At 64.7% G+C, this 22,010-nt stretch carries 17 protein-coding genes and 1 pseudogene; 8 read left to right on the top strand and 10 right to left on the bottom strand.

What is annotated here, in order from left to right; translation table 11 throughout:
* Window positions 1-1,098: 1,098 nt before the first annotated feature.
* The 5 genes from D000_RS0111890 to D000_RS0111870 form a co-directional block, all read right to left on the bottom strand.
* The gene (locus tag D000_RS0111890; RefSeq protein WP_231371017.1) at window positions 1,099-2,463 is read right to left on the bottom strand and encodes a hypothetical protein; all 1,365 of its coding nucleotides are present in this window, start codon (window positions 2,461-2,463) and stop codon (window positions 1,099-1,101) included.
* Window positions 2,464-2,783: 320 nt separating this feature from the next.
* Window positions 2,784-4,235: an efflux transporter outer membrane subunit gene (locus D000_RS0111885; protein WP_018873752.1), complete on the bottom strand. Its 1,452-nt coding sequence runs from the start codon at window positions 4,233-4,235 to the stop codon at window positions 2,784-2,786.
* Window positions 4,228-7,362 carry an efflux RND transporter permease subunit gene (locus tag D000_RS0111880; RefSeq protein WP_018873751.1) on the bottom strand — a complete coding sequence of 1,045 codons (3,135 nt, stop codon included), beginning with the start codon at window positions 7,360-7,362 and terminating at the stop codon, window positions 4,228-4,230. Before D000_RS0111880 ends, D000_RS0111885 begins: the two co-directional genes overlap by 8 nt.
* A complete protein-coding gene (locus tag D000_RS0111875; protein WP_231364676.1) occupies window positions 7,362-8,387 on the bottom strand; it encodes an efflux RND transporter periplasmic adaptor subunit in 1,026 nt (341 codons plus the stop codon). Before D000_RS0111875 ends, D000_RS0111880 begins: the two co-directional genes overlap by 1 nt.
* A gap of 194 nt (window positions 8,388-8,581) precedes the next feature.
* Window positions 8,582-9,223 (bottom strand): TetR/AcrR family transcriptional regulator, encoded by a 642-nt coding sequence (locus D000_RS0111870; protein WP_018873749.1) that lies wholly within the window; start codon window positions 9,221-9,223, stop codon window positions 8,582-8,584.
* Window positions 9,224-10,816: 1,593 nt separating this feature from the next.
* Between D000_RS0111870 and D000_RS0111865 the strand changes: the two genes are divergently transcribed.
* The 6 genes from D000_RS0111865 to D000_RS0111840 all read left to right on the top strand — a co-directional run bounded on the left by D000_RS0111865 (window position 10,817) and on the right by D000_RS0111840 (window position 15,854).
* A complete protein-coding gene (locus tag D000_RS0111865; protein ID WP_018873748.1) occupies window positions 10,817-12,133 on the top strand; it encodes a sensor domain-containing diguanylate cyclase in 1,317 nt (438 codons plus the stop codon).
* A 131-nt stretch (window positions 12,134-12,264) separates the two neighbouring features.
* Window positions 12,265-12,585: a rhodanese-like domain-containing protein gene (locus D000_RS0111860; RefSeq protein ID WP_018873747.1), complete on the top strand. Its 321-nt coding sequence runs from the start codon at window positions 12,265-12,267 to the stop codon at window positions 12,583-12,585.
* Window positions 12,586-12,598: 13 nt separating this feature from the next.
* Window positions 12,599-13,339, top strand: a complete 741-nt coding sequence (locus D000_RS0111855) for a glycosyltransferase (protein ID WP_018873746.1) — start codon at window positions 12,599-12,601, stop codon at window positions 13,337-13,339.
* A 112-nt stretch (window positions 13,340-13,451) separates the two neighbouring features.
* On the top strand, window positions 13,452-14,657 hold the full coding sequence (gene dapC, locus D000_RS0111850) for a succinyldiaminopimelate transaminase (RefSeq protein WP_018873745.1): 1,206 nt from the start codon (window positions 13,452-13,454) through the stop codon (window positions 14,655-14,657).
* Window positions 14,658-14,677: 20 nt separating this feature from the next.
* Window positions 14,678-15,499, top strand: a complete 822-nt coding sequence (gene dapD / locus D000_RS0111845; protein ID WP_018873744.1) for a 2,3,4,5-tetrahydropyridine-2,6-dicarboxylate N-succinyltransferase — start codon at window positions 14,678-14,680, stop codon at window positions 15,497-15,499.
* Entirely contained in the window at window positions 15,492-15,854 is a 363-nt protein-coding gene (locus D000_RS0111840) for an arsenate reductase (protein WP_018873743.1), read from the top strand. Before dapD ends, D000_RS0111840 begins: the two co-directional genes overlap by 8 nt.
* Window positions 15,855-15,915: 61 nt before the next feature.
* On the opposite strand, the gene D000_RS0111835 is transcribed toward D000_RS0111840, so the two are convergent.
* From D000_RS0111835 to D000_RS0111825, 3 genes and pseudogenes are all read right to left on the bottom strand, one after another.
* Complete coding sequence (locus D000_RS0111835; protein ID WP_018873742.1) at window positions 15,916-16,140, bottom strand: hypothetical protein; 225 nt, start codon at window positions 16,138-16,140, stop codon at window positions 15,916-15,918.
* Window positions 16,107-16,911: pseudogene (locus tag D000_RS0111830) on the bottom strand (type III pantothenate kinase). Before D000_RS0111830 ends, D000_RS0111835 begins: the two are co-directional and overlap by 34 nt.
* Window positions 16,904-17,710: a biotin--[acetyl-CoA-carboxylase] ligase gene (locus D000_RS0111825; protein WP_018873740.1), complete on the bottom strand. Its 807-nt coding sequence runs from the start codon at window positions 17,708-17,710 to the stop codon at window positions 16,904-16,906. The pseudogene D000_RS0111830 and the gene D000_RS0111825 overlap by 8 nt, the downstream one beginning before the upstream one ends.
* 111 nt (window positions 17,711-17,821) lie before the next feature.
* On the opposite strand from D000_RS0111825, the gene D000_RS0111820 reads away from it, so the two are divergent.
* Window positions 17,822-18,571: a lytic transglycosylase domain-containing protein gene (locus tag D000_RS0111820; RefSeq protein ID WP_018873739.1), complete on the top strand. Its 750-nt coding sequence runs from the start codon at window positions 17,822-17,824 to the stop codon at window positions 18,569-18,571.
* A 63-nt stretch (window positions 18,572-18,634) separates the two neighbouring features.
* On the opposite strand, the gene D000_RS0111815 is transcribed toward D000_RS0111820, so the two are convergent.
* Window positions 18,635-18,958, bottom strand: coding sequence for a DUF2007 domain-containing protein (locus tag D000_RS0111815; protein ID WP_018873738.1), 324 nt, complete (start codon window positions 18,956-18,958; stop codon window positions 18,635-18,637).
* A gap of 49 nt (window positions 18,959-19,007) precedes the next feature.
* A complete protein-coding gene (locus D000_RS0111810) occupies window positions 19,008-19,625 on the bottom strand; it encodes a hypothetical protein (protein WP_018873737.1) in 618 nt (205 codons plus the stop codon).
* 190 nt (window positions 19,626-19,815) lie between these two features.
* Between D000_RS0111810 and ppk1 the strand changes: the two genes are divergently transcribed.
* A complete protein-coding gene (gene ppk1, locus D000_RS0111805) occupies window positions 19,816-21,900 on the top strand; it encodes a polyphosphate kinase 1 (protein ID WP_018873736.1) in 2,085 nt (694 codons plus the stop codon).
* The last annotated feature ends 110 nt before the right edge of the window (window positions 21,901-22,010 follow it).

Below are 22,010 nucleotides of genomic sequence, written 5' to 3'. Positions count from 1 at the left end.
TACCCGCGAGTGGCCAATAAACGGCAAGGATTCTAAGTGACCCACCCGGGGAACGTGACACTTACCAAATCCGCCGCACGTATTTAGTTCGGGCCGTTCTCGCAAGGACCTCGCTTATAGCATCGACCTCGAGAGGGCCCTGCAGAAAAGCGCCATTTGCTTTTTCGGAACCCCGGGCCTATGGTTGGCCTTAAGGTTCCACCTACCGCGAAATATGTCGCTCTACTAACCGATCATTCAGGCTTGGTAGCACCGATGGAAACGTACCTTATCGTCCAGTTCCGTCCTTCCCTGACCTTTCCGGTCTAAGCCGGACGCGGCATCGCGTCCGGCTATCCGATCTCCCAACCGAAGCTGTCGTCTGACTTTTCATATAAAAGTCGGGCCGGGCTCGTTATGTCTGCACAATCTTCGGAAATGGAGCACGAAGTGTATCAAGCATCTTCCCAATGGTATCCGCACAACCCGCTCGGATCCGGTCGCGCAACACAGGAACAGCGTTCACTGCGGGCGGAACTCAGAAATCTCGGAGAATCCCACGCCAATCTCGTCACGGCTTCGCACGGACAACGTGCGAATCGCGCCAGCGTAAGGATGCTCAATCTCACAGACATAAGGACGGCGCACCCTGGGCCTTTGCATCCTGCGCGTATCGCCCGAACGAGTAGCCGAATCTCTAAGTTCCAGCTTCTTTGGGGCACGCCCCAAACGCCCGAGGAGGCGGATCTCGATCCAGTCCGCCTCGTACAAGGCTACTTTACTAACCGCGTTTTCGGTCCTAGCTCCGGGCACACACCGGAACGATCAAGCGACCGAAACACTCTCGTCGTGCCGTCCTAGCAATGGCCCCGAGGCGCACCCGAACACTGACAATATCACTCTACAGGAAAGAATCATGAGCAAAGAAAAACCGAAGAAGAAGGCCCAAAAGAGTCTCAAGGAACGACGGCAGGAAAAACGGGAACGGAAAGATGAGCCATCCAAATCCTGACTGACCCGGACAATGGGAACCGCGCCGGGTCGCGCTTGCACTATGAACTCCACCGGTGAGGCGCAAGGACGCGCCATATCACCCGCCTGCAAGGGGCCATACCGGCCTCACCCACCTGCCGCAGGCCAGTCCGCTTCCCTAGATTCGCACTGTGTGATTCCAGACCCTGACAGGGTAACGCGCCACCGTTGCGCCCTTGTCTCAGGATCACCCGGACCCGCGCACACCACGAGCAAGGTGTAGATATGCTGCCGCTCGATGTCATGGGCCTGAACTCCGTCCTGCATCGCTTCACCAATCTTTCCGGAGTACAACCGCTTCTGTCCACCTTCGACTAGCTCGCACAGGGGTCCTAGGTCCAGCCCCACCACCTCCTGGACGTGGCCCTGGTCCAATGCCTTCGGTTCCAACATCAGACGTGCCCTGTAGAGGACCGTTTGCATCTCCTCACCAATCTGCCCCCTGCCCGCATTGCGCCTGACCTTGCTTGGTAGGCCCGCCTGAGGCAAGTAATCAAACCAAGTCAACTGTGCACCCATCCTCTCGTCGGTCAGCGGCTTCAGAATTTGCGTCCTCGCCAGAGGTCTTCCTTTGAGAAGCCACCCCGTGATCCTGTTGACCATTTCGTCATGAAGATAATCTCGAAGCGCGTGAATCAGCGCAATCATGATCAGCAGCGTAATTGTCAGCCTGTGCACTGCCCTTATCGTGTGGAATATAAGCACAGTAAATAAAGTCATTATCACCATCGTGTAGAGCGCCTTCACTGCCCTGTATGTGGCGCGCCACAAATCGGTGGTTCGGGTCTTCGTGACGACAGAGTGCTCCAGCAATTTGTGGTACAGCGCCATCCGGTGCCACACTTGCGTCGGTGAGCCCCGGAAATCCGCCAAATATCCCTGCCGCTCTCTGTATTGACGCTCCGCAGCCAGATAGGCTCGGACGCGTCCGCTGTATGGTTCTCCCAAATTGGAAAACTGGGGCTTGCTCGCGCATTCCAAGAAAAACTGTTCCGAGTACCATGAGAAATATATGTCCATTCGTCTGAAGTATGACAGCTGCGCTTTACTCTCAGGGGGAAACTGTCGCAATCTGCGCGCTAAGTTCTCGCTCAGCTTAAGTGCGCGTTTCACAATCTCCTCGGAATTATCGCTGTCTTCGAATCGCTGACGAAGGTGATCTATGGAAGCTTGGTAACGGGACAGCCAAGTGCCACATAAAACTTCGTAGTGCGGCGACAGCAGAGAAATTGATGTATCCGCTAGGCTTGCCTTATCTTCAGCAGGCAGGCCTAGCATCCGAAATCCATGACGCCAGCGGTCCGGTACCGCCTTCGTTCCGCCAAGAGCGCGTTCGAGAGTCCCGCGATCATGAGGCGTAAACAGGTAAAGGGTAACCTCGTGTGCGCCCCCCTTCTGCAGGACTCTCTCGAGCTGCAGCCCATGCTTTCCTTTTCGTCTCAGCGTGAACAACTAAAAACCCCTCGCGATGACGGTGCGCCTCCGCAGAAGCGCGGCATACACTCCTGAATAATCCGTACAGCTCCCCAATCTGGGGCTCGGGTGTCCGATTTGGCGAAGCGGCGCCCTCGCGCCGACCCGACATCTCGAAGCATGAGAAACCTCATCCTCCGTCCGATGCACCTAATCTTCACCTATTCCTAGGCTCCCATACCCGCAAGAAGGCCTCTTAAGCTCCCGGACGAATAGTCGAATGTCTATTGTGTCGACAGATTGAACTCACCATTCGCGTGTCCACGCGCAAGTTAAGGCCAAAATCTCGCGGTCAGCGGTCAGCGGGCATCGGCACCCTCAGCATCAAAGACGTGCGCTGTGTGTCCTTCCCAGCCAGCCCCTCCCATGGCCTTGAACAGAGTGGCCGTTGCGGTCAGGCGGTCCCGAGCGGCCTCAACTGCCGTCAGCTCCGCCTCAAGCAGAGCCCGTTCGGCGTCGAGCAGCTCGAACCGCCCGGTCAGCCCCTCGTCATACTGTAGCTGGGACATGTCACGGGTATCCTCGATGGCCTCGAGCTGGCGCCCCACGGCTTCTATGCGGTCACTGCTCATGTCGTAGGCGATCAGGGCGTCGCGGACCTCGCGAAACGCGGTGGTTACGGTAATGTTGTACTGGGTCTCCGCCTGCGCCCGTAGAGATTCCGCCGTCTCCACCTGCGCTCGACTGCGCCCAAAGTCGAACAACGGCCCACCGACCGATGCGCCCAGCCCCCAAGTCTCGGAGGGTCCGGTGAATAGGTCGCCGGTGGCCGTGGCGGCGGTGCCGAGAACGGCCGAGAGCCTGACCTGCGGAAGCCGGTTCGCCTCGGCGATGCCGATTTCGGCGGTGGATGCCATCAACCCCGCTTCGGCGGCGCGGATGTCCGGTCGACGGCGGAGGATGTCGGCGGGCGTGTCTTCGGGCATGGCATCCGGTAGGCCCAACTCGCGCAGACGGCCTTCGCCGAAGTCCAGCTCGCCGAGCAGCTCGCCCGGCTGCGCACCCACCAGCACGGCGAGCGCGCTCTCCAGGGTCATGACCTGTTCACGCATCGGCGGCAGGCTGGCGCGGGTGGCCTCCAGATCCGATCGGGCCTGGCGCACAGCCAGCGCATCGGCACTGCCCTCCTCGTAGCGCGCCTCCTCAATGTCCAGAGACCGCTGCCGTGAGCGGACCGTCTCCTGGGTCAGGACGAGCTGTTCCTCCGCGGCACGCAGGCTGATGTAGGTGGTCACTACGTCGGTAGCGACGTTCAGACGCACGGCATCGCGGCTGAAAGCGGACTCCAGCAGCATGGCCTCGGCGGCCTCCCGCTGGCTGGCGAGCCGGCCCCAGAGGTCCAACTCGTAACCGAGCATGCCCGAGACCGAAAACAGGTTGCCGGTGCCTGCAGTGCCCGGGAGCGGTGAGGTCGCCTCGGGCTGGCGTTCCCGCGCGGCTTCTGCCTGGGCATCCACCGTCGGCATGCGTTCGGCATCCGCCAAGCCAAGGCGGGCGTGGGCCTCCATCACCCGCTCGGCCTGCAACCGCACATCCAGGTTCTCTCCCAGGGCACGCTCCACCAGGTCGTCCAGTTCCGGATCGTCAAAGTGCGTCCACCACTCCTGCCAGTCGGCATCTTCGGCGGTGTCGAACAATTCGTGCTCCGGCCACTCATCGGGCAGGTCGGTTTCCGGCCGCTCGTACTCGGGTCCCACGGCGCAGCCCGTGATCAGGATCGTGGTGGCAGCCAGACTCAGTAGCTTACGCATGGGCTGCCTCCTTGCGTCGCCCGCGCCGCCCCTTCTGCCATGTGGCCAGGTCCTCCAGCAGTTTGTAGAACAGCGGCACGAACAGCAGCGCCAGGGTGCTGGCGGCGATCATGCCGCCCACCACCACGGTGCCAATCTCTTGGCGGCTGACTGCCCCGGCACCGGTGGCAAACACCAGCGGCAGGGTGCCGATGATGAACGTCAGCGCGGTCATCATGATGGCGCGGAAGCGCTGGCGGGCGGCCGCGAGTGCGGCGTCCAGAGACGACATGCCCTGGCTTCGGTTCTGGGCCGCGAACTCCACGATGAGAATGGCGTTCTTTGCCGCCAGACCGATTAGCACCAGCAGCCCGATCTGGAAGTAGATGTCGTTGGGGAACCCCCGCAGCGCCGAGGCAAGCGCCGCCCCGAACACAGCGAACGGAACTGCGGATGCGACGGCAATAGGCAGAGTCAGACGCTCATACTGGGCCACCAAAATGAGGAAGACCATGATCAGCCCCAAGGCGAAGGCAATGCCGCCGGCAGCCTCCGCCGCCTGGAGCTGGTAAGCCTCTCCGGTCCAACCGAGCAACTCATTGTCCGACAGCACCTCCGCTTCCACCGCCTGCATGGCGGCCAGGGCATCGCCGGTCGTATAACCCGGCGCCGGATCCGCCATGATCTTCGCCGCCGGATAGACGTTGAAGCGATCAATAATGTCGGGCCCGGTAGTGCGCTCCAGCGTCACCAGCGAGCTCACCGGCAGCATGTCACCATCGTCATTACGTACGAAGACCCGCCGGAGGTCGTCCGGGTGACTGCGGTAGGCGCTCTGGGCCTGCATGTTCACCTGCCAGTTACGCCCCTCAAAGGTGAAATCGTTGACGTAGTCGGCCCCAAACGTGCTCTGCAGGGCGCCGAACACCTGGTCGATGGGCACGCCCGCGGCGCGCGCCTTCTCCCGGTCAACCTCGGCGTGGTACCGCGGAATACTCGTATCCAAGGTAACGTTCACGTTGGCCAACTCCGGGCGTTCGTTGGCGGCGGCGACGAAGCGCTCGCCAATTGCTTGGATTTCTTCCGGTGACTCGTCACCACGCACTTGCAGAAATCCTTCTACGCCACCCGTCAGTGACAGACCCTGGATGGGAGGCGGTACAAAGGCGAGGATATTGCCCTCCTGCATCTGCGCCCCCATGCCCATGAACCGGTTTGCGAGGCCCTGAGCATCTTGTCCCTCGCCGGTGCGCTCGCTCCAATCCGCTAGCGTGAGAAATCCGACACCCGCATTGGGGCGCAAAGCGCCGGCGATCATGTCGAAGCCGGCAAAACTCACCACCTCGTCCACCTCATCCATGCCGACCAGCCGGTCGGTCACGGCGTCCCGGAAGGCCTCGGTACGCCCCAGTGACGCGCCGGCGGGCAGCATGGGAGCCACCAGCACGAAACCCTGATCCTCCTGTGGCACGAGGCCATCAGCCATGCGCGAGAGGGTGAAAAGAGCCACCCCGATCACGGCAACGAAAGCCAGTACGCCCACAACGGCATGACGCAGGAAGAAGTGCACGACACGGACGAACCCATTGGTTAAACGGTCGAACCCGGTATTGAACCAACGCAGCGGCGCCACCGGCTCCTTGAGCGGTTTGTCCAGCAAAATGGCGCACATGGCGGGGGTTAGGGTAAGGGCAACGACGGCAGAGATCACCACCGAGACCGCAATGGTGATAGCGAACTGCTGGTACAGCTCACCGGTCAAGCCACCGAGAAAAGCCACGGGAGCGAACACCGCCACCAGCACCAGGGTGGAAGCCACCACTGCCCCGGAGACCTGCTTCATGGTCTCCACGGACGCGTGGTAGGCCGACAAGGCCTTCTCCTTGATGAGCCGCTCGACGTTCTCCATGACGATTATGGCGTTATCCACCACCACGCCAATGGCCAGGATGAGCCCAAACAGCGTCAGCAGGTTGACCGAAAACCCAAGTGCCTGCATGCCTGCGAACGTGCCGATCAGGGAGACGGGTATCGCCGCCAGCGGGATAAGCGTGCTACGCAGGTGCTGCAGGAATAGAAACGTCACCGCCATCACTAGCAGCAGCGCGATGACCAGGGTTATCAACACCTCCTGGATGGAGGCCTCAATGAAATCGGTGGTGTCGTAGGGGACCTCGTACTCAAGGCCCTCGGGGAACCGCGGTTCCATCTCCTCCAGCACGTCACGGACCCGCGCCGCCGTATCCACCGCGTTGGCTCCCGGTTGCAGATACACGCCAATGGGAACAGTGGGCTGGCTGTTGTAGGTGGCGGAGAAATCGTAGCTCTGAGCGCCAAGCTGAACATTGGCCACCTGCCCCAAGCGCAGAGACTGCCCGTCGGCGTCGCTGCGAATGATGACGTCCTCGAAATCTTCAGGGTCGGTCAGCCTGCCTGGCGTGCTGACGCTGAAGGTAAAGGCTTGATCGCCCTCAGCGGGCTGAGCGCCAATGCGACCCGCAGCGAACTGCGCGTTTTGCTCCCGCAGGGCCGAGGCAATGTCCGACGAGGTAAGCTGGTACTGCGCCATGCGCTCCGGATCAAGCCACACGCGCATGGAGTAGTCTTGGGCACCGAACAGCGACGCGTTCCCCACACCCGGGAGACGGACCAGTTCGTCGATAACGTTGAGCAGCGCATAGTTGCTGATGTCCACGTCATCCATGCTGCCGTCCTTGGAGAATAGTGCTAGGACCTGCAGGATATCCGTGGAGCGGGCTTCAACTCGCACGCCCTGTTGCTGCACTTCTTCTGGCAGACGTGCCAGCGCGCGCTGGACCCGGTTGTTGACGTTGATCGCCGCCTGGTCTGGGTCGGTACCCATGTCAAAGGTCACTACCAGCTGGATCGTGCCGGCGTCGGTGCTACTCGATTCCATGTAGATCATGTCGTCGACGCCGTTGATCTCCTGCTCCAGAGGCGCAGCCACGGACTCGGCGATCACTTCGGCACTAGCGCCCGGGTAACTGGCCTCGACCACGATTTCCGGCGGCACCACGTCCGGGTACTGTTCCACGGGCAGCGTGGCCAATGCCGCGCCACCCATGATGAGTATGATGATGGAGACCACCGAGGCGAACAGCGGCCGGTCGATGAAGAAGCGGAACATCAGGTGCCCTCCTCATCGGTTATATCCACCGGTGCGCCGTCGCCGACAGAGGCGTGGCCGTTGATGATGACCCGGTCACCGTCGTCGAGACCGCTCAGCACGACCTGGTCACCGTCGACTACTCGCCCGAGCTCCACGGCGCGGGCACTGGCGTTGCCGTCGTCGTCCACCACATAGAGCAGGGGTCCGTCGGAACCTTCGCTGATGACCGTCTCCGGTACGCGGAACACGTCGTCCAGGGTCTCCAGAACCACGCGGATCCGCACGAACTGGCCGGGGATTATGGCGCCGTCCGGGTTGTCGAACACCGCTCGGGCGGTCACCGAACCGGTCCCGTGGTCGATGGTGCTGGCGGTGAAGTCCACTACTCCGTTCTGATCGTACTCACCCCCCTCGGGCAGCAGCAGCGCCACCTCACGGCGGTAGTCCTGGTCGTCACCGTCGGCGGCGCGGGCGCGCCGCGCGGTGCGCTGGATAGCGGCATCGTCCTCTGGGAGGGCAAAGCGCACATGCACCGGGTCGTGTTGCACAATTGTAGTAAGCTGCGTGCCTGGATCCAGCAAGCTGCCTTCCGGCACCGCTTCCAGGCTTGTGACACCGGAGACCGGTGCCTCCACCGTTGCGTAATCCAGTTGCAGGCGCGCTTGGGTGACATGCGCCTCCGCCAACGATACGCCAGCTCGTGCGAGTGTCACGGCGGATCGAGCTGAGTCGCGCTCCCGCTCGCTGATGGCATCACGTTCATACAGCCGCTCAATCCGGCGCCACTCACGCTCGGCTTCTTCCAGGTCGGCCCGGGCAGATTCCCGCTGAGCTGCTGCCTCCTCTAGCCGCGCTTCGAACGGCTCCGGGTCTATGCGGAATAGAGCGTCGCCCCGTTCAACCAACTGTCCCTCCTGGTACAGCCGCTGTTCGAGAATGCCCTCGACCCGGGCGCGAACCTCCACCTCTCGTGCCCCGTGGACGCGACCGGCGTAGTCCTGATGCACATCCACCGTCACTGGAGACACGGCGACGACGGTCACAGGCTGACGTGGCTGATCCGATTCGTCGGGACCCAGTTCGTCCCCAGAACAACCGCCCAGCAACAAAGCAGCAAACATTGGTACGCCAACGGCCACGATACGCCGGCCGTGGTTCTTTATTCGGAAGGTGGCCATCGCTGGCTTCTCCAGTTGTGTTCAGTCTTAGATGTGATGTGACCGCCGACCTGTCAGGGTCAGAGAGTGTCCGGCTCAGAATCGGGTATAAGCATGCCGTGGAGCATGATGTCGACGATTAAGTCCGTCCGCCCAACTAAGGAAGACGTTTCGCCCGTGAGCCTGTGGGCGATAACCGTTCCGTACATGGCGTACGAGAAGAATCGGCCAGCTTCGGCGGAGTCTATTTGTCGGAAGCGGCCTTGCTCCCTGAGCTGATCCATCAACACACTCCAGTCAGGCCGGTTACGCTCCCAGTGGACGAAGTACACCGGCTTTCCTCGATCCCTGAACTCGGCACGCTCCTGGATGAATAACTCGATGACTTCCGGGTGTTCATCGAAAAACTCCAGGTAAGACCGCACTGCAAGCCGCATCTTCACTACCGGATCCCGACCCCTCTGTGCCGCAACCGACGCACGGGTGTTGATCCTTTCAACCGCGCGTTCCACGCAAGCGACGAAAAGATCTTCCTTCGTCGGGAAGTAGCGGTAGATGGTCCCTTTGCCAACGCCGATGGCATCCGCGATATGCTGAATATCCGAGCATCGATACCCGTGCTCGGCAAAGTGCGGCCCGGCAGCGCCTAGGATCTGCTCCCGCCGCTCCTCCGCCGAGAGCCGCGTGCGCTTCGTCGTAACCTGCTGGTCATGCTGTGTCATTAACTAACGGCCTACCCTGTTTCTCCACTGTACGTAAGCGGAATACGATCACTGTGACTTCGCTTGGGGTCGAGCCGTGGAGGACCGATCCCAAGCGATGCTGACGGACTCGTCAGTCCGTACGATGGCAACAAACAGGACCCGAGTCAACTCCACGGGGCCGCCGATAAGCATATATTGCGGGACTGCGTCTCTCCAGGATCGGGGCTGCGGCGCCCCAGCTCCGACAAAACCCCAAGGGCACGGATGCAACCAGCTCAGAGGAACTTCGTGCCCAGTGCCGGTCCACCGGCCCACAGCGACTCGCCCAGCGGCTTTTAAAGATTCACGGGCAAAGCTACGCGTTGTGCCGAACATCCTTCGCACCTTAACGCAGAAACCCCGACGCAAAATGCATCCGACCATAGGAGCCCATGCCACACCAACAACGACTTCCGCTCCCGCTCCGAAGTCATCCACAACTTCGGCAACACCACAAGTTCTTTGCAACGTGCTCGAAACGTGTGCGACGCCCGCCTTGCTTCCATGCGCCATTTCGATAGCCCCAGAAAGGGTGGCGCTTCCTCTTGCAAGCTAGGCCTCCTCTTCTGCGTTACAGCCATGGAGACCTGGGAGGCATCGATATAGCAGGAATATGACTTCTGCGAGCCCGGCACAGCACCCAGCCATTGAAAGCGCCAGGAGGTCGAAAGGGCCCGTAAGGCCTGTGCCACACGCCGTGACAGGCGGCAGGCTTTAGAGGCCCTTTGTGACATCTCTAACCGGGCGCAATAGGGTTAATCCGTCAGATACGCACGGGCTTTTAGCGTTTAGTTTTCAGAGCGTTATGTTTTTTCCGTGTTCATTAATGCCGATCTATGCAGGCTTTGGCCTACCAGTGACGTGTAGGCTAATTCTGTCTACGAACCAGGTGGTCGGAGGTTCGAATCCTTCCGGGCGCGCCATATTCCTGAGAGAGGGCACCCACATTCGGGTGCCCTTTTTCGTTTCCAGTCCCCCAAAGGATTCGAACCTCCGTAGACAATCCGGTTCGATCCCGAGCGTAGCGAGGAACGTGTCGGCCCACGGCCGACACCCGGAAGGGCAAGACGCGCAGCGTCGTAGCCATCCTTCCGGGCGCGCCATATTCCTGAGAGAGGGCACCCACATTCGGGTGCCCTTTTTCGTTGATCCAAACCCCAGAAGATTCGAACCTCCATAGGCACTCCGATTCGAGCCCGAGCGCGGCCACGTAGGTTGCGGCTACCGGCCGCCATCCGAAAGGGCAAGACGCGCAGCGTCGCCGCCTTCCTTCCAGGGTCGCCATTATTCACCCGCTTGGACGGCCCGTTCACCGGATGCTGTCCCAAAGGTGGGCATCTGGCCCATTCAGACGGGACAACCGTACTCGCAAGCGCCCTCGGTCCTGACGGATCGGGGACGTTTTCGTTCGTAGGCAATCGGCCCGATTTCCGGCATGCGATCGTTGCACCTGCCCCCTCACGCCTGGTCCATATGGGAAACCGCATGTTTCCCTGCTACAGGGCCATAATTTAGACTCTTTCCAGGCCGGATCAGCCTCGCCCCTGATCCCGAATACAAGGATCCCTGCCGGTGCCAGACCAGAACCCGCCCCCCGCTGAAGACCGCCGTTTCTGGCTTCAGGCCATCATCGACAGCAGCAATCTCGGCACCTGGGAATGGAACGTGCAGACCGGCGAGGTCCGCGTGAACGAGCGCTGGGCCGGCATGCTGGGGTATCGGCTGGATGAGCTGCAGCCAGTCTCGATCGAGGCCTGGAGGGCGCTCGCGCACCCGGAGGATCTTCTCCACTGCGAGACCGCGCTCGAGGCGCACTTCCAGGGCGATACGGAGTTCTACCACTGCGATGCGCGCATGCGACACCGCGATGACTCCTGGATCTGGATCCGCGGACATGGCCGCGTGGTCACACGCAGCGACGACGGCCAGCCGGAATGGATGGCGGGCTCGCACGTCGAGATCACCGATATCCGCAAGACCAAAGCGGATCTCAGAGCGGCACTCGCCGAGTCGCAGGCACTCGCGCGGCAACTGGATCTGGTGCAGAGCATTGGCCGGCTCGGGTACTGGCGAGGGAGCCTGGTCACCGGCGAGCTGTACTGGTCGGATGTGGTCTACGAGATCTTCGGGGTCGACAAGGCCACCTTTACCCCTAGCGTGGAGGCCTTCAAGGCCGCGGTCCACCCGGATGATCTGCCGGCCGTGGAGGCCAGCGAACGCCGCGCCGACGAGACCGGCCTGCACGATGTCGTGCATCGCATTATCCGGCCGGGCGGCGAGATTCGCTGGGTGCACGAACTGGCGGACATGCACCCGCGGGGCGATCAGCGCATCCTGCTGGGGACGGTCCGCGATGTCACCGAGCAGAAGGAGCTGGAACAGCGCCTGCGCCGACTCTCCAACACCGATGCGCTGACCGGCCTGTACAGTCGCCGCTATTTCATCGAACAGCTGGAGGAGGCCTTTACCGACTTCCGCGCCACGGGAACGCCGGCCAGCGTGATCATGCTCGACTTCGACCACTTCAAGTCCATTAACGACCGCTACGGCCACGCCGCCGGAGACCTGGTGCTCCAGTTCGGTACGCGCTGTATCACCGAACACATCCGCACCAGTGACATACCGGCGAGGCTGGGCGGGGAGGAGTTCGCCGTACTCCTCCCCGAAGCCGATCAGGTCGTCACTGTCCGCCTGGCCCGGGACATCACCGCCGCCATCGCCGGCCTCGATCTGAGCGCAACCGGGACCGACCTGAGCACCAGCATCACCTGCGGGATCGCCACCTTTCGGCCGGATGACGAAGGCATCAACGACGTAATGAAACGGGCGGATCGCGCCCTGTATCAGGGGAAAGCCGCCGGCCGCAATCAGGTCATCAGCGCCGACTGAGCGCGCGGCGGCCATTCGTCGCCCGAGCCGCTTACCCCTGGGGCGCTCACCCCACGCCGGACAGCGGCTCTTGCCTGCACGTGAGTCGCGGCCTAGCGTCTTGTCTTCATCCTGTGATCCCGGAACCCCCTATGCGCCAGCTCTCCCCCGTCGAACTTCGCGACTACCTGCAGCAGACCGATACCCCGCCGCTGCTGCTGGATGTGCGTGAGCCATGGGAGTTCCAGCACTGCCACATCGAGGGCTCCCGGCTGCTCCCCATGGGACAGATCCCGAGCGCCAGCGGCGAACTCGACCCCGCGGCCGAGACCGTCGTGATCTGCCATCATGGTGTGCGCAGCCAGCAGGTCGCGTGGTTCCTGGAACGCAGCGGCTTTTCCAATGTGATCAACCTGACCGGCGGCATCGATGCCTGGGCGCGGGACGTCGACCCCGCCATGCCCACCTACTGATCACCGCCTTCCCGTGCGCCGTTCCGACCGCCCCCGGCTGTCGATCATCGTCCCCGCCTGGAACGAGGAGCGCCTGCTGCCGCGAACGCTGGACAACCTGCACGCGGTCGCCCAGGCCACCGCCAACGGGTACGAACTGATCGTCGTCGACAACGCCTCGACCGATGCCACCGCGCGCATTGCCGGCGAGCATGGCGCCCGCGTGGTAACGGAGCCGGAACGCCAGATCAGTCGCGCCCGCAATGCCGGCGCCCGTGCGGCAGGCGGCGAATGGCTGCTGTTCGTGGATGCCGATACCTGGCCGGACCGCGAGCTGCTGCAGGCCACCGTGGCGGCGCTGGCGGGCGGGCAGGTCTGTGGCGGTGGCACCGTGGTCGCCTTCGACGATCTGCCCCATCCGCTCTATCGCGCAGGGGCCAGGGCCTGGAACGCCCTGGCGCGGCGGTTACGGCTCGGCGCCGGCTGCTACCTGTTCTGCACCCGCCGGGCCTTCGCGGCGACCGGCGGCTTCAGCGAGCGCGTGTACGCCGGCGAGGAGGTCTGGCTGTCGCGCGCCCTGCGCCGCTGGGGGCGGCGCCACAACCAGCGCTTCGTGATCCTGGATGTGCCGGTAGCCACCTCCGGGCGCAAGGCCGAATGGTTCGGTCTGCTGCGCCAGGCGGGGCTGCTCGCCCAGGTTCTGCTGCTGCCCTGGACCCTGCGCTCGCGATGCGGTGCCTGGTTCTGGTACACCCGCCCCGACAAGTCGGAGTAGAGAGCACGGATCCCGCACACATACGCCGGCCGGACGGCGTGCCGCCGGCCGCCCGGCTTCGGTATACTGCGCGGTCTTTCGTTACGCGCCCCGTACAGGACCCGCCACCGCCATGAACCCCCGCCTCGACCGGCTGCAGCCTTATCCGTTCGAACGCCTGCGCGCACTGTTCGCGGATCTCGATCAGCCGCAGGGGCTGGAACCCATCGCCCTGTCGATCGGTGAGCCGCGCCACGCCCTTCCGGGGTTTGTGGAGCCGGTGCTGCGTGCATCCATCCAGGGCTACAACCACTACCCCAGCACCCGCGGGGAACCCGCGCTGCGCGAGGCCATCGCGACCTGGCTGCAGCGCCGCTTTCGCCTGGATGCGCTGGATGCGGGGCGTCAGGTTCTGCCCGTCAGCGGCACCCGCGAGGGCCTGTTTGCCATTGCCCAGGCGGTGGTCGCCGACACCCCCGGCGCGCGCGTGCTGATGCCCAATCCGTTCTACCAGATCTACGAGGGGGCGGCCCTGCTCGCCGGAGCCGAACCCGTGTTTTACGATCTCGCGCCGGAAAACGGCTACCTGCCGGATTTCTCGAACATCGACGCCACCACCTGGGATGCCGTGCAGCTGGTCTACATCTGCAACCCCGGCAATCCGGCGGGGGCCTGCATGTCCGAGACAGCCATGCAGGAACTGATTCGCCTCGCCGACCGGCACGACTTCGTGATCGCGGCCGACGAGTGCTACTCCGAGATCTATCACCCCAACGCCACGCCGCCGGCCGGGCTTCTGGGGGCCGCGGCGCGCATGGGCAACACCGCCTTCGAGCGCTGCATCGTGTTTCACAGCCTGTCCAAGCGCTCCAACCTGCCCGGCCTGCGCTCCGGGTTCGTCGCCGGCGATGGTGACCTGCTGGACCGCTTTGCACTCTATCGCACCTATCACGGCTGCACCCTGCCCCCGCCCACCCAGGCCGTCAGCCAGGCGGCCTGGGCCGACGAGAGCCACGTCGAGCACAACCGGGCACTGTACGCGGAAAAGTTCGCGGCGGTCGTGCCCCGGCTCGAAGGCGTGGTCGACGTCAGCATGCCCGCCGCCGGCTTCTACCTCTGGCCCCGGGTGCCGGACGGCGACGACGAGGCCTTCGCCCGCCGCCTGTATGCCGAGGCCGGCGTGACCGTGCTGCCCGGGCGCTATCTTTCGCGGACCGATCCGGCCACCGGGCACAATCCCGGCGCCGGCCACGTGCGCATGGCCCTGGTGGCCGAGCCCGCCGCCTGTATCGAGGCCGCCGAGCGCATCGCCGGCCTGTATGAATCCACAAACAATTAACGCCTTACAAGGAACTTCTCATGTCTGACATCCAAAGCACGATCGAAACCGCCTTTGAACGCCGCGCCGAGATCAACCCGCGCAATGTGGAAACCGGCGTGCGCGACGCCGTGAACCAGGCCATGGAGATGCTGGACAGCGGCCAGGCCCGCGTCGCCGAGAAAAAGGACGGCGACTGGGTCGTCAACGAGTGGCTGAAGAAGGCCGTGCTGCTGTCGTTCCGCATTGCCGAGAACGAGTTCATCAAGGGCGGTTTCACCAACTACTACGACAAGGTCCCGTCCAAGTACGCCGACACCTCCAGCCGCGACTTCCGCGAGGGCGGCGTGCGCGTGGTACCGCCGGCCACCGCCCGCCGCGGCAGCTACATCGCCCCCAACGTGGTGCTGATGCCCTCCTACGTGAACATCGGTGCCTACGTCGACGAGGGCACCATGGTCGACACCTGGGCCACCGTCGGCTCCTGCGCCCAGATCGGCAAGAACGTGCATCTGTCCGGCGGCGTCGGCATTGGCGGCGTTCTGGAGCCGCTGCAGGCCTCCCCGACCATCATCGAGGACAACTGCTTTATCGGCGCGCGCTCCGAGGTGGTCGAGGGCGTGATCGTCGAGGAAGGCGCGGTAATCTCCATGGGCGTGTACCTCGGCCAGTCCACCCGCATCTACGACCGCGAGAACGACGAGATCCTGTACGGCCGCGTACCGGCCGGCGCGGTGGTGGTGCCGGGCAACCTGCCGTCGAAGGACGGCAAGTACTCGCTGTACTGCGCGGTGATCGTGAAGCGCGTGGACGAAAAGACCAAGGCCAAGGTCGGCCTGAACGCCCTGCTGCGGGATGTCTGAGGTCACGCTCTACGGGATCGCCAACTGCGACACCGTGCGCAAGGCACGCCGGGCGCTGGATGCGGCCGGCGTGAGCGTGCGCTTCGTGGATCTGCGCAAGGACGGGCTGGAGCCGGCGCGCCTGCAGCGCTGGGTAGAGGTCGCTGGATGGGAGGCGCTGGTGAACCGTCGCGGCACCACCTGGCGTCAGCTCCCGGAAGACGAACGCTCGGACATGAACGCAGATCGCGCGCTCGCACTGATGCAGGCGCACCCGACACTGATCAAGCGCCCGGTCATCGAGCACGGCGCCAACGGAGAGGCCCTCGAGGTCGGCTGGAACACGGCGGTGGCAACCCGCCTCGGGGCGGCCTGAGCCCTCATCCTGCCGTCAGACGACGGCTGTACCCCGCTCCGCCCCAAACCGGGCGCGACTGTCAGGGATGCGCGCGCCCGGGGCCGGCCGACTCGCGGGATGCCCCATCCAGCGTGGTAGCCGCACCCGGGTCCTGCAACCAGGCCTCGCGCAGTTCGATCTCGCGCCCGCCCGGCTCCAGTGCCGGCACATCCGCATAGGGGTCCGGGTCCAGGCGTCCGTCATACCAGGCCCAGGTGAGATACCCGGCGTTCAGCAGCACCAGGGCCAGCACCACCCAGCGCATTCAGCCTCCCTCCCAGTGCGCCAGCTCCCACAGGCCGTCCAGCACCAGGTTCGGAAAGATCACCGACTCCGACCGCATCAGCGGCGCCAGCCAGTAGGCATCCCCCCCGGTCAGCCAGCATGCCGGGCTCGGCTGGATGCCGGCAGCCGCATGCGCAATCAGGCCGTCCAGCGCGGCGGCCAGCCCCAGCCCCCAGCCCCGTTCCAGGGCCTCGGTGCTGTTCAAGCCGGGCGCGGCGCCCAGGTCTTCCGGCCACTGGGTGGCGTCGCGCGGAGCAATACGGTCCGACAGGCGCCCCTGCAGGGCCTCCCAGCCCAGCTGCCGCCCGGGCAGCAGATAGCCCCCGGCATGACGTCCGTCCGCCTGCAGCATGTCGACGGTAACCGCCGTGCCCGCATCCACGACCACCACCGGCCCGGTGGCGTGGGCGCGGGCGGCCACCAGCGCACAGTAGCGATCCACCCCCAGCTGGTCCGCGGCATAACTACTGTGCAGGCCATGCGGCCCCTCCGCCGCGACGCGCACGACGTGAACCGATGCCGCCAACCCGCTGGCCGCAAGCTCCGAGCAGAATGCCCGCTCGCGCGACTCCGGCCCCACGCGCGATACCCATACCGCCCCGATCGTCACCTCCTGCGCCATGGAGCCGAGGGCCCGCGCGCAACCCTCCGGCTGCCGGTTCGCCCCGGAGCCCACGACTTCCCCGTCAGCGGCACGCACCTGCCACTTCACACGACTGCTGCCGATATCCACCAGCGCCACGTCAGGCATGTTCATCGCTCCGTACCGACACTTCTCCGGAATGCAGGTGGCGCACACCCTCACCCTCGAACTCGACCCGCAGGCAGCCACTGTCCGGGTCGATCCCGAGGGCGTGCCCCTGGCGACCGTCGTCCAGCACCTGGACGGCGCGGCCGCGGAGACTGTCCAGACGCTGCAGCTCGGATGCCAGCGGCCGGATCCCCCGCCGCAGCAGGCCCGGGTGGATCAGGCACTGGCGTGCGATGATCTGCGCGGCGATCGCCTCCTGCGCCGGGACCGGGTCCGCCATCTGTGCGGCAAGATCGGTGACCACCCGCCCAAGGCGCAGCGCCCCGGCCCCTTCATGGTTCAGACCGATCCCGACCACCAGCCACCCGGGGCGGCCGCTCTGTGCCTGCCGCTGTTCCACCAGGATACCCCCCAGCTTCGCAGGCCCGACGACCAGATCATTGGGCCACTTCAGCCGCACGCGGTCCACACCCAGTGCCTCCAGGGCCTGGATCACGCCCACCCCGACCCCCACCGGATAGCCTGACGAGACTGGCCCGGGCGGCAGCGGCCAGGCCAGCGACAGCGCAAGCCCCGCCCCGGGCAGTGACTGCCATACGCGGCCGCGCCGGCCACGCCCGGCGGTCTGCTCCAGTGCCATGCAGGCCCGAGCCGGGGCATCCAGGTCACCGCAGGTATCCAGCAGATAGCGATTGGTCGAGTCCACCGATGCCAGCACCTCGATGCTTGGCGCAATCACGCCGGTGCCGGCCAGCAGGCACCCCACGCGCTCTTCCAGCCGCGCGCTTTCCGGCGCCATAATGCACACTGTGGACGGGGTCTCGCTCATCGGGATCGGTACTCGGCTCGCGCACGAGCCTGGGAGACGGGGTTGAACGCAAGGCATCATGGTAAGCATTCCGCCGGCCGCATGCTGCGGCTAGCCGCCGCACTGGCAGGGCTGCTGCTCATCACCCCTGCCAGCGCAGAACTCTACACCTACCGGGATGCGTCGGGTGCACGGGTACTGACCGACGAACGCCCGCAGGGACATCCCTACGAAACCATCCGCTCCTCCGGTGCGGGTGCTGCTTCCCCAGGGTCCGGCCAGGCGGCGGGCGACTGGTCCCCCAGCCAGATCTTCGTGTTCCAGGGCCCCGGTGGCGAACGCCTGGTCACCAACCAGCGACGGCAGGATACGGGCATGGAGCTGATCGCGACCTTCGGCCGGCCCACCGCGCGCGCGCAGTGCGGCGAGCGCGCACGCCGGGCGCTGGCCAGCGGGGGCGGCGAATTTGCCGATCTCATCCATAACGCCGCCGCCCGGCAGGGCATGGACCCGACCCTGGTGCAGGCTGTCATCCATGTCGAATCCTGCTTTGATCCGCAGGCGGTTTCCCGCGTGGGCGCCCACGGGCTTATGCAGTTGATGCCGGCCACGGCCGCGGAGCTGGGGGTGTCCGACCGCTTTGATCCGGCGCAGAACATCGATGGCGGGACGCGCTATCTCGCGGCCATGCTGGAGCGCTTCGAAGGTGACCTGGATCTGGCCCTGGCAGCCTACAACGCGGGGCCAGGGGCAGTAGAACGCCACGGGGGCATCCCGCCATTTCGCGAGACACAGACCTATATCCAGCGGGTTCGTGCGCAATACGGCGGGGGCAACGGGCGCCCCGATTGAGCCTCCCCCGGCAGCGGGAGAGCCGAATGGCCCGGCCTGCGAAACGCCCGGGGACTCCCCTCGTCAGCGGCCCTGCGGCTTCTCGCGGCCACAGTTCCAGCACTGGGTAAACTGGGGTTCGATCACCTCGCCGCAGCGCGGGCACTTCCAGTCGCGGCCGTCATGTTCCGGCTCGCCCTCCAGGTACTCCAGTATGAGGGCCCGTGCCTCCTCGGCCTGCTCCTCGTGTACCACCATGATGCGCGCCCATATCTCGGTCGGCGGGACCTCCCCGGCGGCGCCCATGAGCCCGGCCTGGTTCACGTACGCCGGTATCCCGGCCTCTTTCAGCAGGTCCTCGATGAACCCGGCCATCACGGGGTCGGCGGCGGAATAGACGGTTCTCATGGCCGCGACCGTAGCACGGGGTCCGGATCCAGCGCAGGGAGAACGCGAGCTATTGCACAGTGCCCTGATTGGCCGCCTGGAAGTATTCCATCGCCTTCTGGATGGCGAAGAACGGGGCTTCGTCCAGGGCCTCCCGCGTGTGCGGCAGGTTGATGTCCGCGTGGTACTTGCGCATCGCCAGCACATGGATGGGCAGTTCGCGGGCGAACATCGGGTTCTCGAAATTGAAGTATTGCCCGAGCCCGAGCACCAGGGCCTTGCGCTCGCCGGCCTCCAGGTCGTCCGGCGCCACGCGCACGTCCGGGAGCTGCCCGGCCTGCCCGTCCACGCTCACCACTACCTGGCGGTCCGCGGCGCTGGCGGCGGGCACGGCATCACCCTTCACCAGCTCGAGGTCCTCGGACAGATCGAGGTAGCCCTTTGCGAGGATGTGGCCATGCGGCTGAAAGACCTTGCTGGACATGTTCACCGCCCACAGCTCCAGGGCCTCTTTCAGCTCCTGCGCCGCCTGGATCTCGCCAAGCGCGAACAACTGCTGGGCGTAGAGGATGTCCCACACCCAGACCTGCCCGTATTCAGGCAGCTCGCCTGCGGCCTCCACCGAGACCTTGCGCAGGTCCGGCTGCGAGGGGTCCGGGGCGTGCAGTGTCAGGGTAAACTCGGCCAAGCGACTTCTCCGAAAGGCAGCGAAAGGCGCTGCGTGAACAATACCTGCAAGTATAGCGTCAGGCTCCCCCGGCCCGCAGTTCAGCCACCCGGGCCGGGGCCTTCGGACGGCGGCGGCCTGCCAGCCACGTTCACGGAACTGACATAATGGCGCCATACACTCGCGGACCCACTTCTGCCGCGAGTCGTGCATGACGGATGCCGACGTGACCCAACCCGAGCTATTCCTGAATCGCGAACTGTCCCTGCTGGAATTCAACCGCCGGGTACTCGCCCTCGCCCAGGATCCCGCCTTTCCGCTGCTCGAGCGCCTGCGCTACCTCAGCATCTCCTCCACCAACCTGGACGAATTCTTCGAAGTCCGGGTGGGCTCCCTGCGCCAGCAGGTGGAGCTGAACGTCCAGGCCCCGGGCCCGGACGGCCTGTCGGCGACGGAACAGCTGCGCCAGATTGCCCCGCGCGCGCACGAGCTGGTGGCGGCGCAGTACCGCACGCTCAACGACGAACTGATCCCGGCGCTCGCCGCCGAGGGCATCCATTTCGTGCGCCGCTCGCACTGGGATGCCACCCAGCGCGACTGGGTGCGCCAGTACTTCCGCGAACAGCTGCAGCCAGTGCTCAGCCCGATCGGGCTCGACCCCGCGCATCCGTTCCCACGCATCCTGAACAAGAGCCTGAACTTCATCGTCACCCTGAAGGGCAAGGACGCCTTTGGGCGCGAATCGGGCCGCGCCGTGGTTCAGGCACCACGCTCCCTGCCGCGGCTGGTCCGCCTGCCGCGCGAGGTCGCCGGCGGCGATAACGACTTCGTGCTGCTGTCCTCGATCCTGCATGCGCATGTGGACGAACTGTTCAAGGGCATGAAGGTCACCGGCTGCTATCAGTTCCGGCTGACGCGCAACTCGGACCTGTTCGTACAGGAGGAGGAAATCGACGACCTCCTGAATGCCCTCGAGGGCGAGCTGCCGCAGCGCAACTATGGGGCCGGCGTACGCCTCGAGGTCGCAGACAACTGCCCGCAGGAGGCCGCCGAGTTCCTGCTGCGGCAGTTCAACCTGTCTCCCGAAGACCTGTATCAGGTCACCGGCCTGGTGAACCTGAACCGGCTGATGGCCGTGCACGAGCTGGTGGATCGGCCGGATCTCAAGTTCCCGCCGCTGCTGCCCGCACTCCCCCGGAGCGACGCCACCGGCTCCGGCATCTTCGCCTGCATTCGTGAGCAGGAACTGCTGCTTCACCACCCGTACCAGTCGTTCATGCCGGTGGTGGAGTTCCTGCGCCAGGCCGCGGCCGACCCGCGGGTGCTGGCCATCAAGCAGACGCTGTACCGCACCGGAACCCGGTCGCCATTGGTGGAAACCCTGATCGCGGCCGCCCAGGCCGGCAAGGAAGTCACCGTGGTGATCGAACTGCGCGCCCGCTTCGACGAGGCCGACAACATCGAACTGGCCAACCGCATGCAGGATGCCGGCGTCCACGTGACCTACGGCGTGGTGGGCTACAAAACGCATGCCAAGCTGGCCCTGGTCGTGCGCCGCGACGGCGACCGCATCACCCGCTATGCCCACCTGGGCACGGGCAATTACCATTCCGGCACCGCCAAGGCCTACACGGATTTCGGCCTGCTGACCGCGGATCCGGTACTCACCGAGGACGTCCACCGCGTGTTCCAGCAACTCACCGGCCTGGGCAAGGTCTCCCGGCTGCGCCAGCTGCTGCAGGCACCGTTCCACCTGCACGACGCGCTGCTGGAGAAGATCGACCGCGAGATCGAAAACGCCCGCGCCGGGCGACCCGCCCGCATCGTCGCACGCATGAATTCGCTTAACGAGACACGCGTCATTCAGGCCCTGTATCGCGCCTCCCAGGCCGGAGTGCCGATCCAGCTGATCGTACGCGGCATCTGCAGCCTGCGCCCCGGGGTCCCCGGCATATCGGAAACCATCGAAGTACGCTCGGTGCTGGGCCGCTTCCTCGAACACTCCCGGGTGTTCTACTTCGAGAACGCCGGCAACCCCGAGGTGTTCCTTTCCAGTGCCGACTGGATGCCGCGCAACTTCTTCCGCCGCGTCGAGGTGGCCTTCCCGGTGCGCGACCCGGAGCTGCGCGACCGCGTGGCCGAGGAATCCCTGTTCAACTACCTGCGCGACACCGCCACCGCATGGTCCCTGCAACCGGATGGCAGCTACACCCGCATTCGACCCGCCGATGACCAGGCGCCTTACTCCGCACAGGAGGCTCTGACAACCGGTCTGTCGGGGTCTAGCGCCGGCTGACGCGACACCCATGGCCGGGCGCGGGGACAGCCGGCCCCGCGCTTGACCCCATCCTTCGGACAACCGAATCTGAAAGTCACAAACTCCCTGCAGGCACGAGCATCCGGACC

This window comes from Thioalkalivibrio sp. ALJ16 (assembly GCF_000377345.1).
In the GTDB taxonomy this organism is placed as follows: Bacteria; Pseudomonadota; Gammaproteobacteria; order Ectothiorhodospirales; family Ectothiorhodospiraceae; genus Thioalkalivibrio.
The sequence above is the reverse complement of the archived record's forward strand: the minus strand, read 5'-3'. Positions and strand labels throughout refer to the sequence as shown.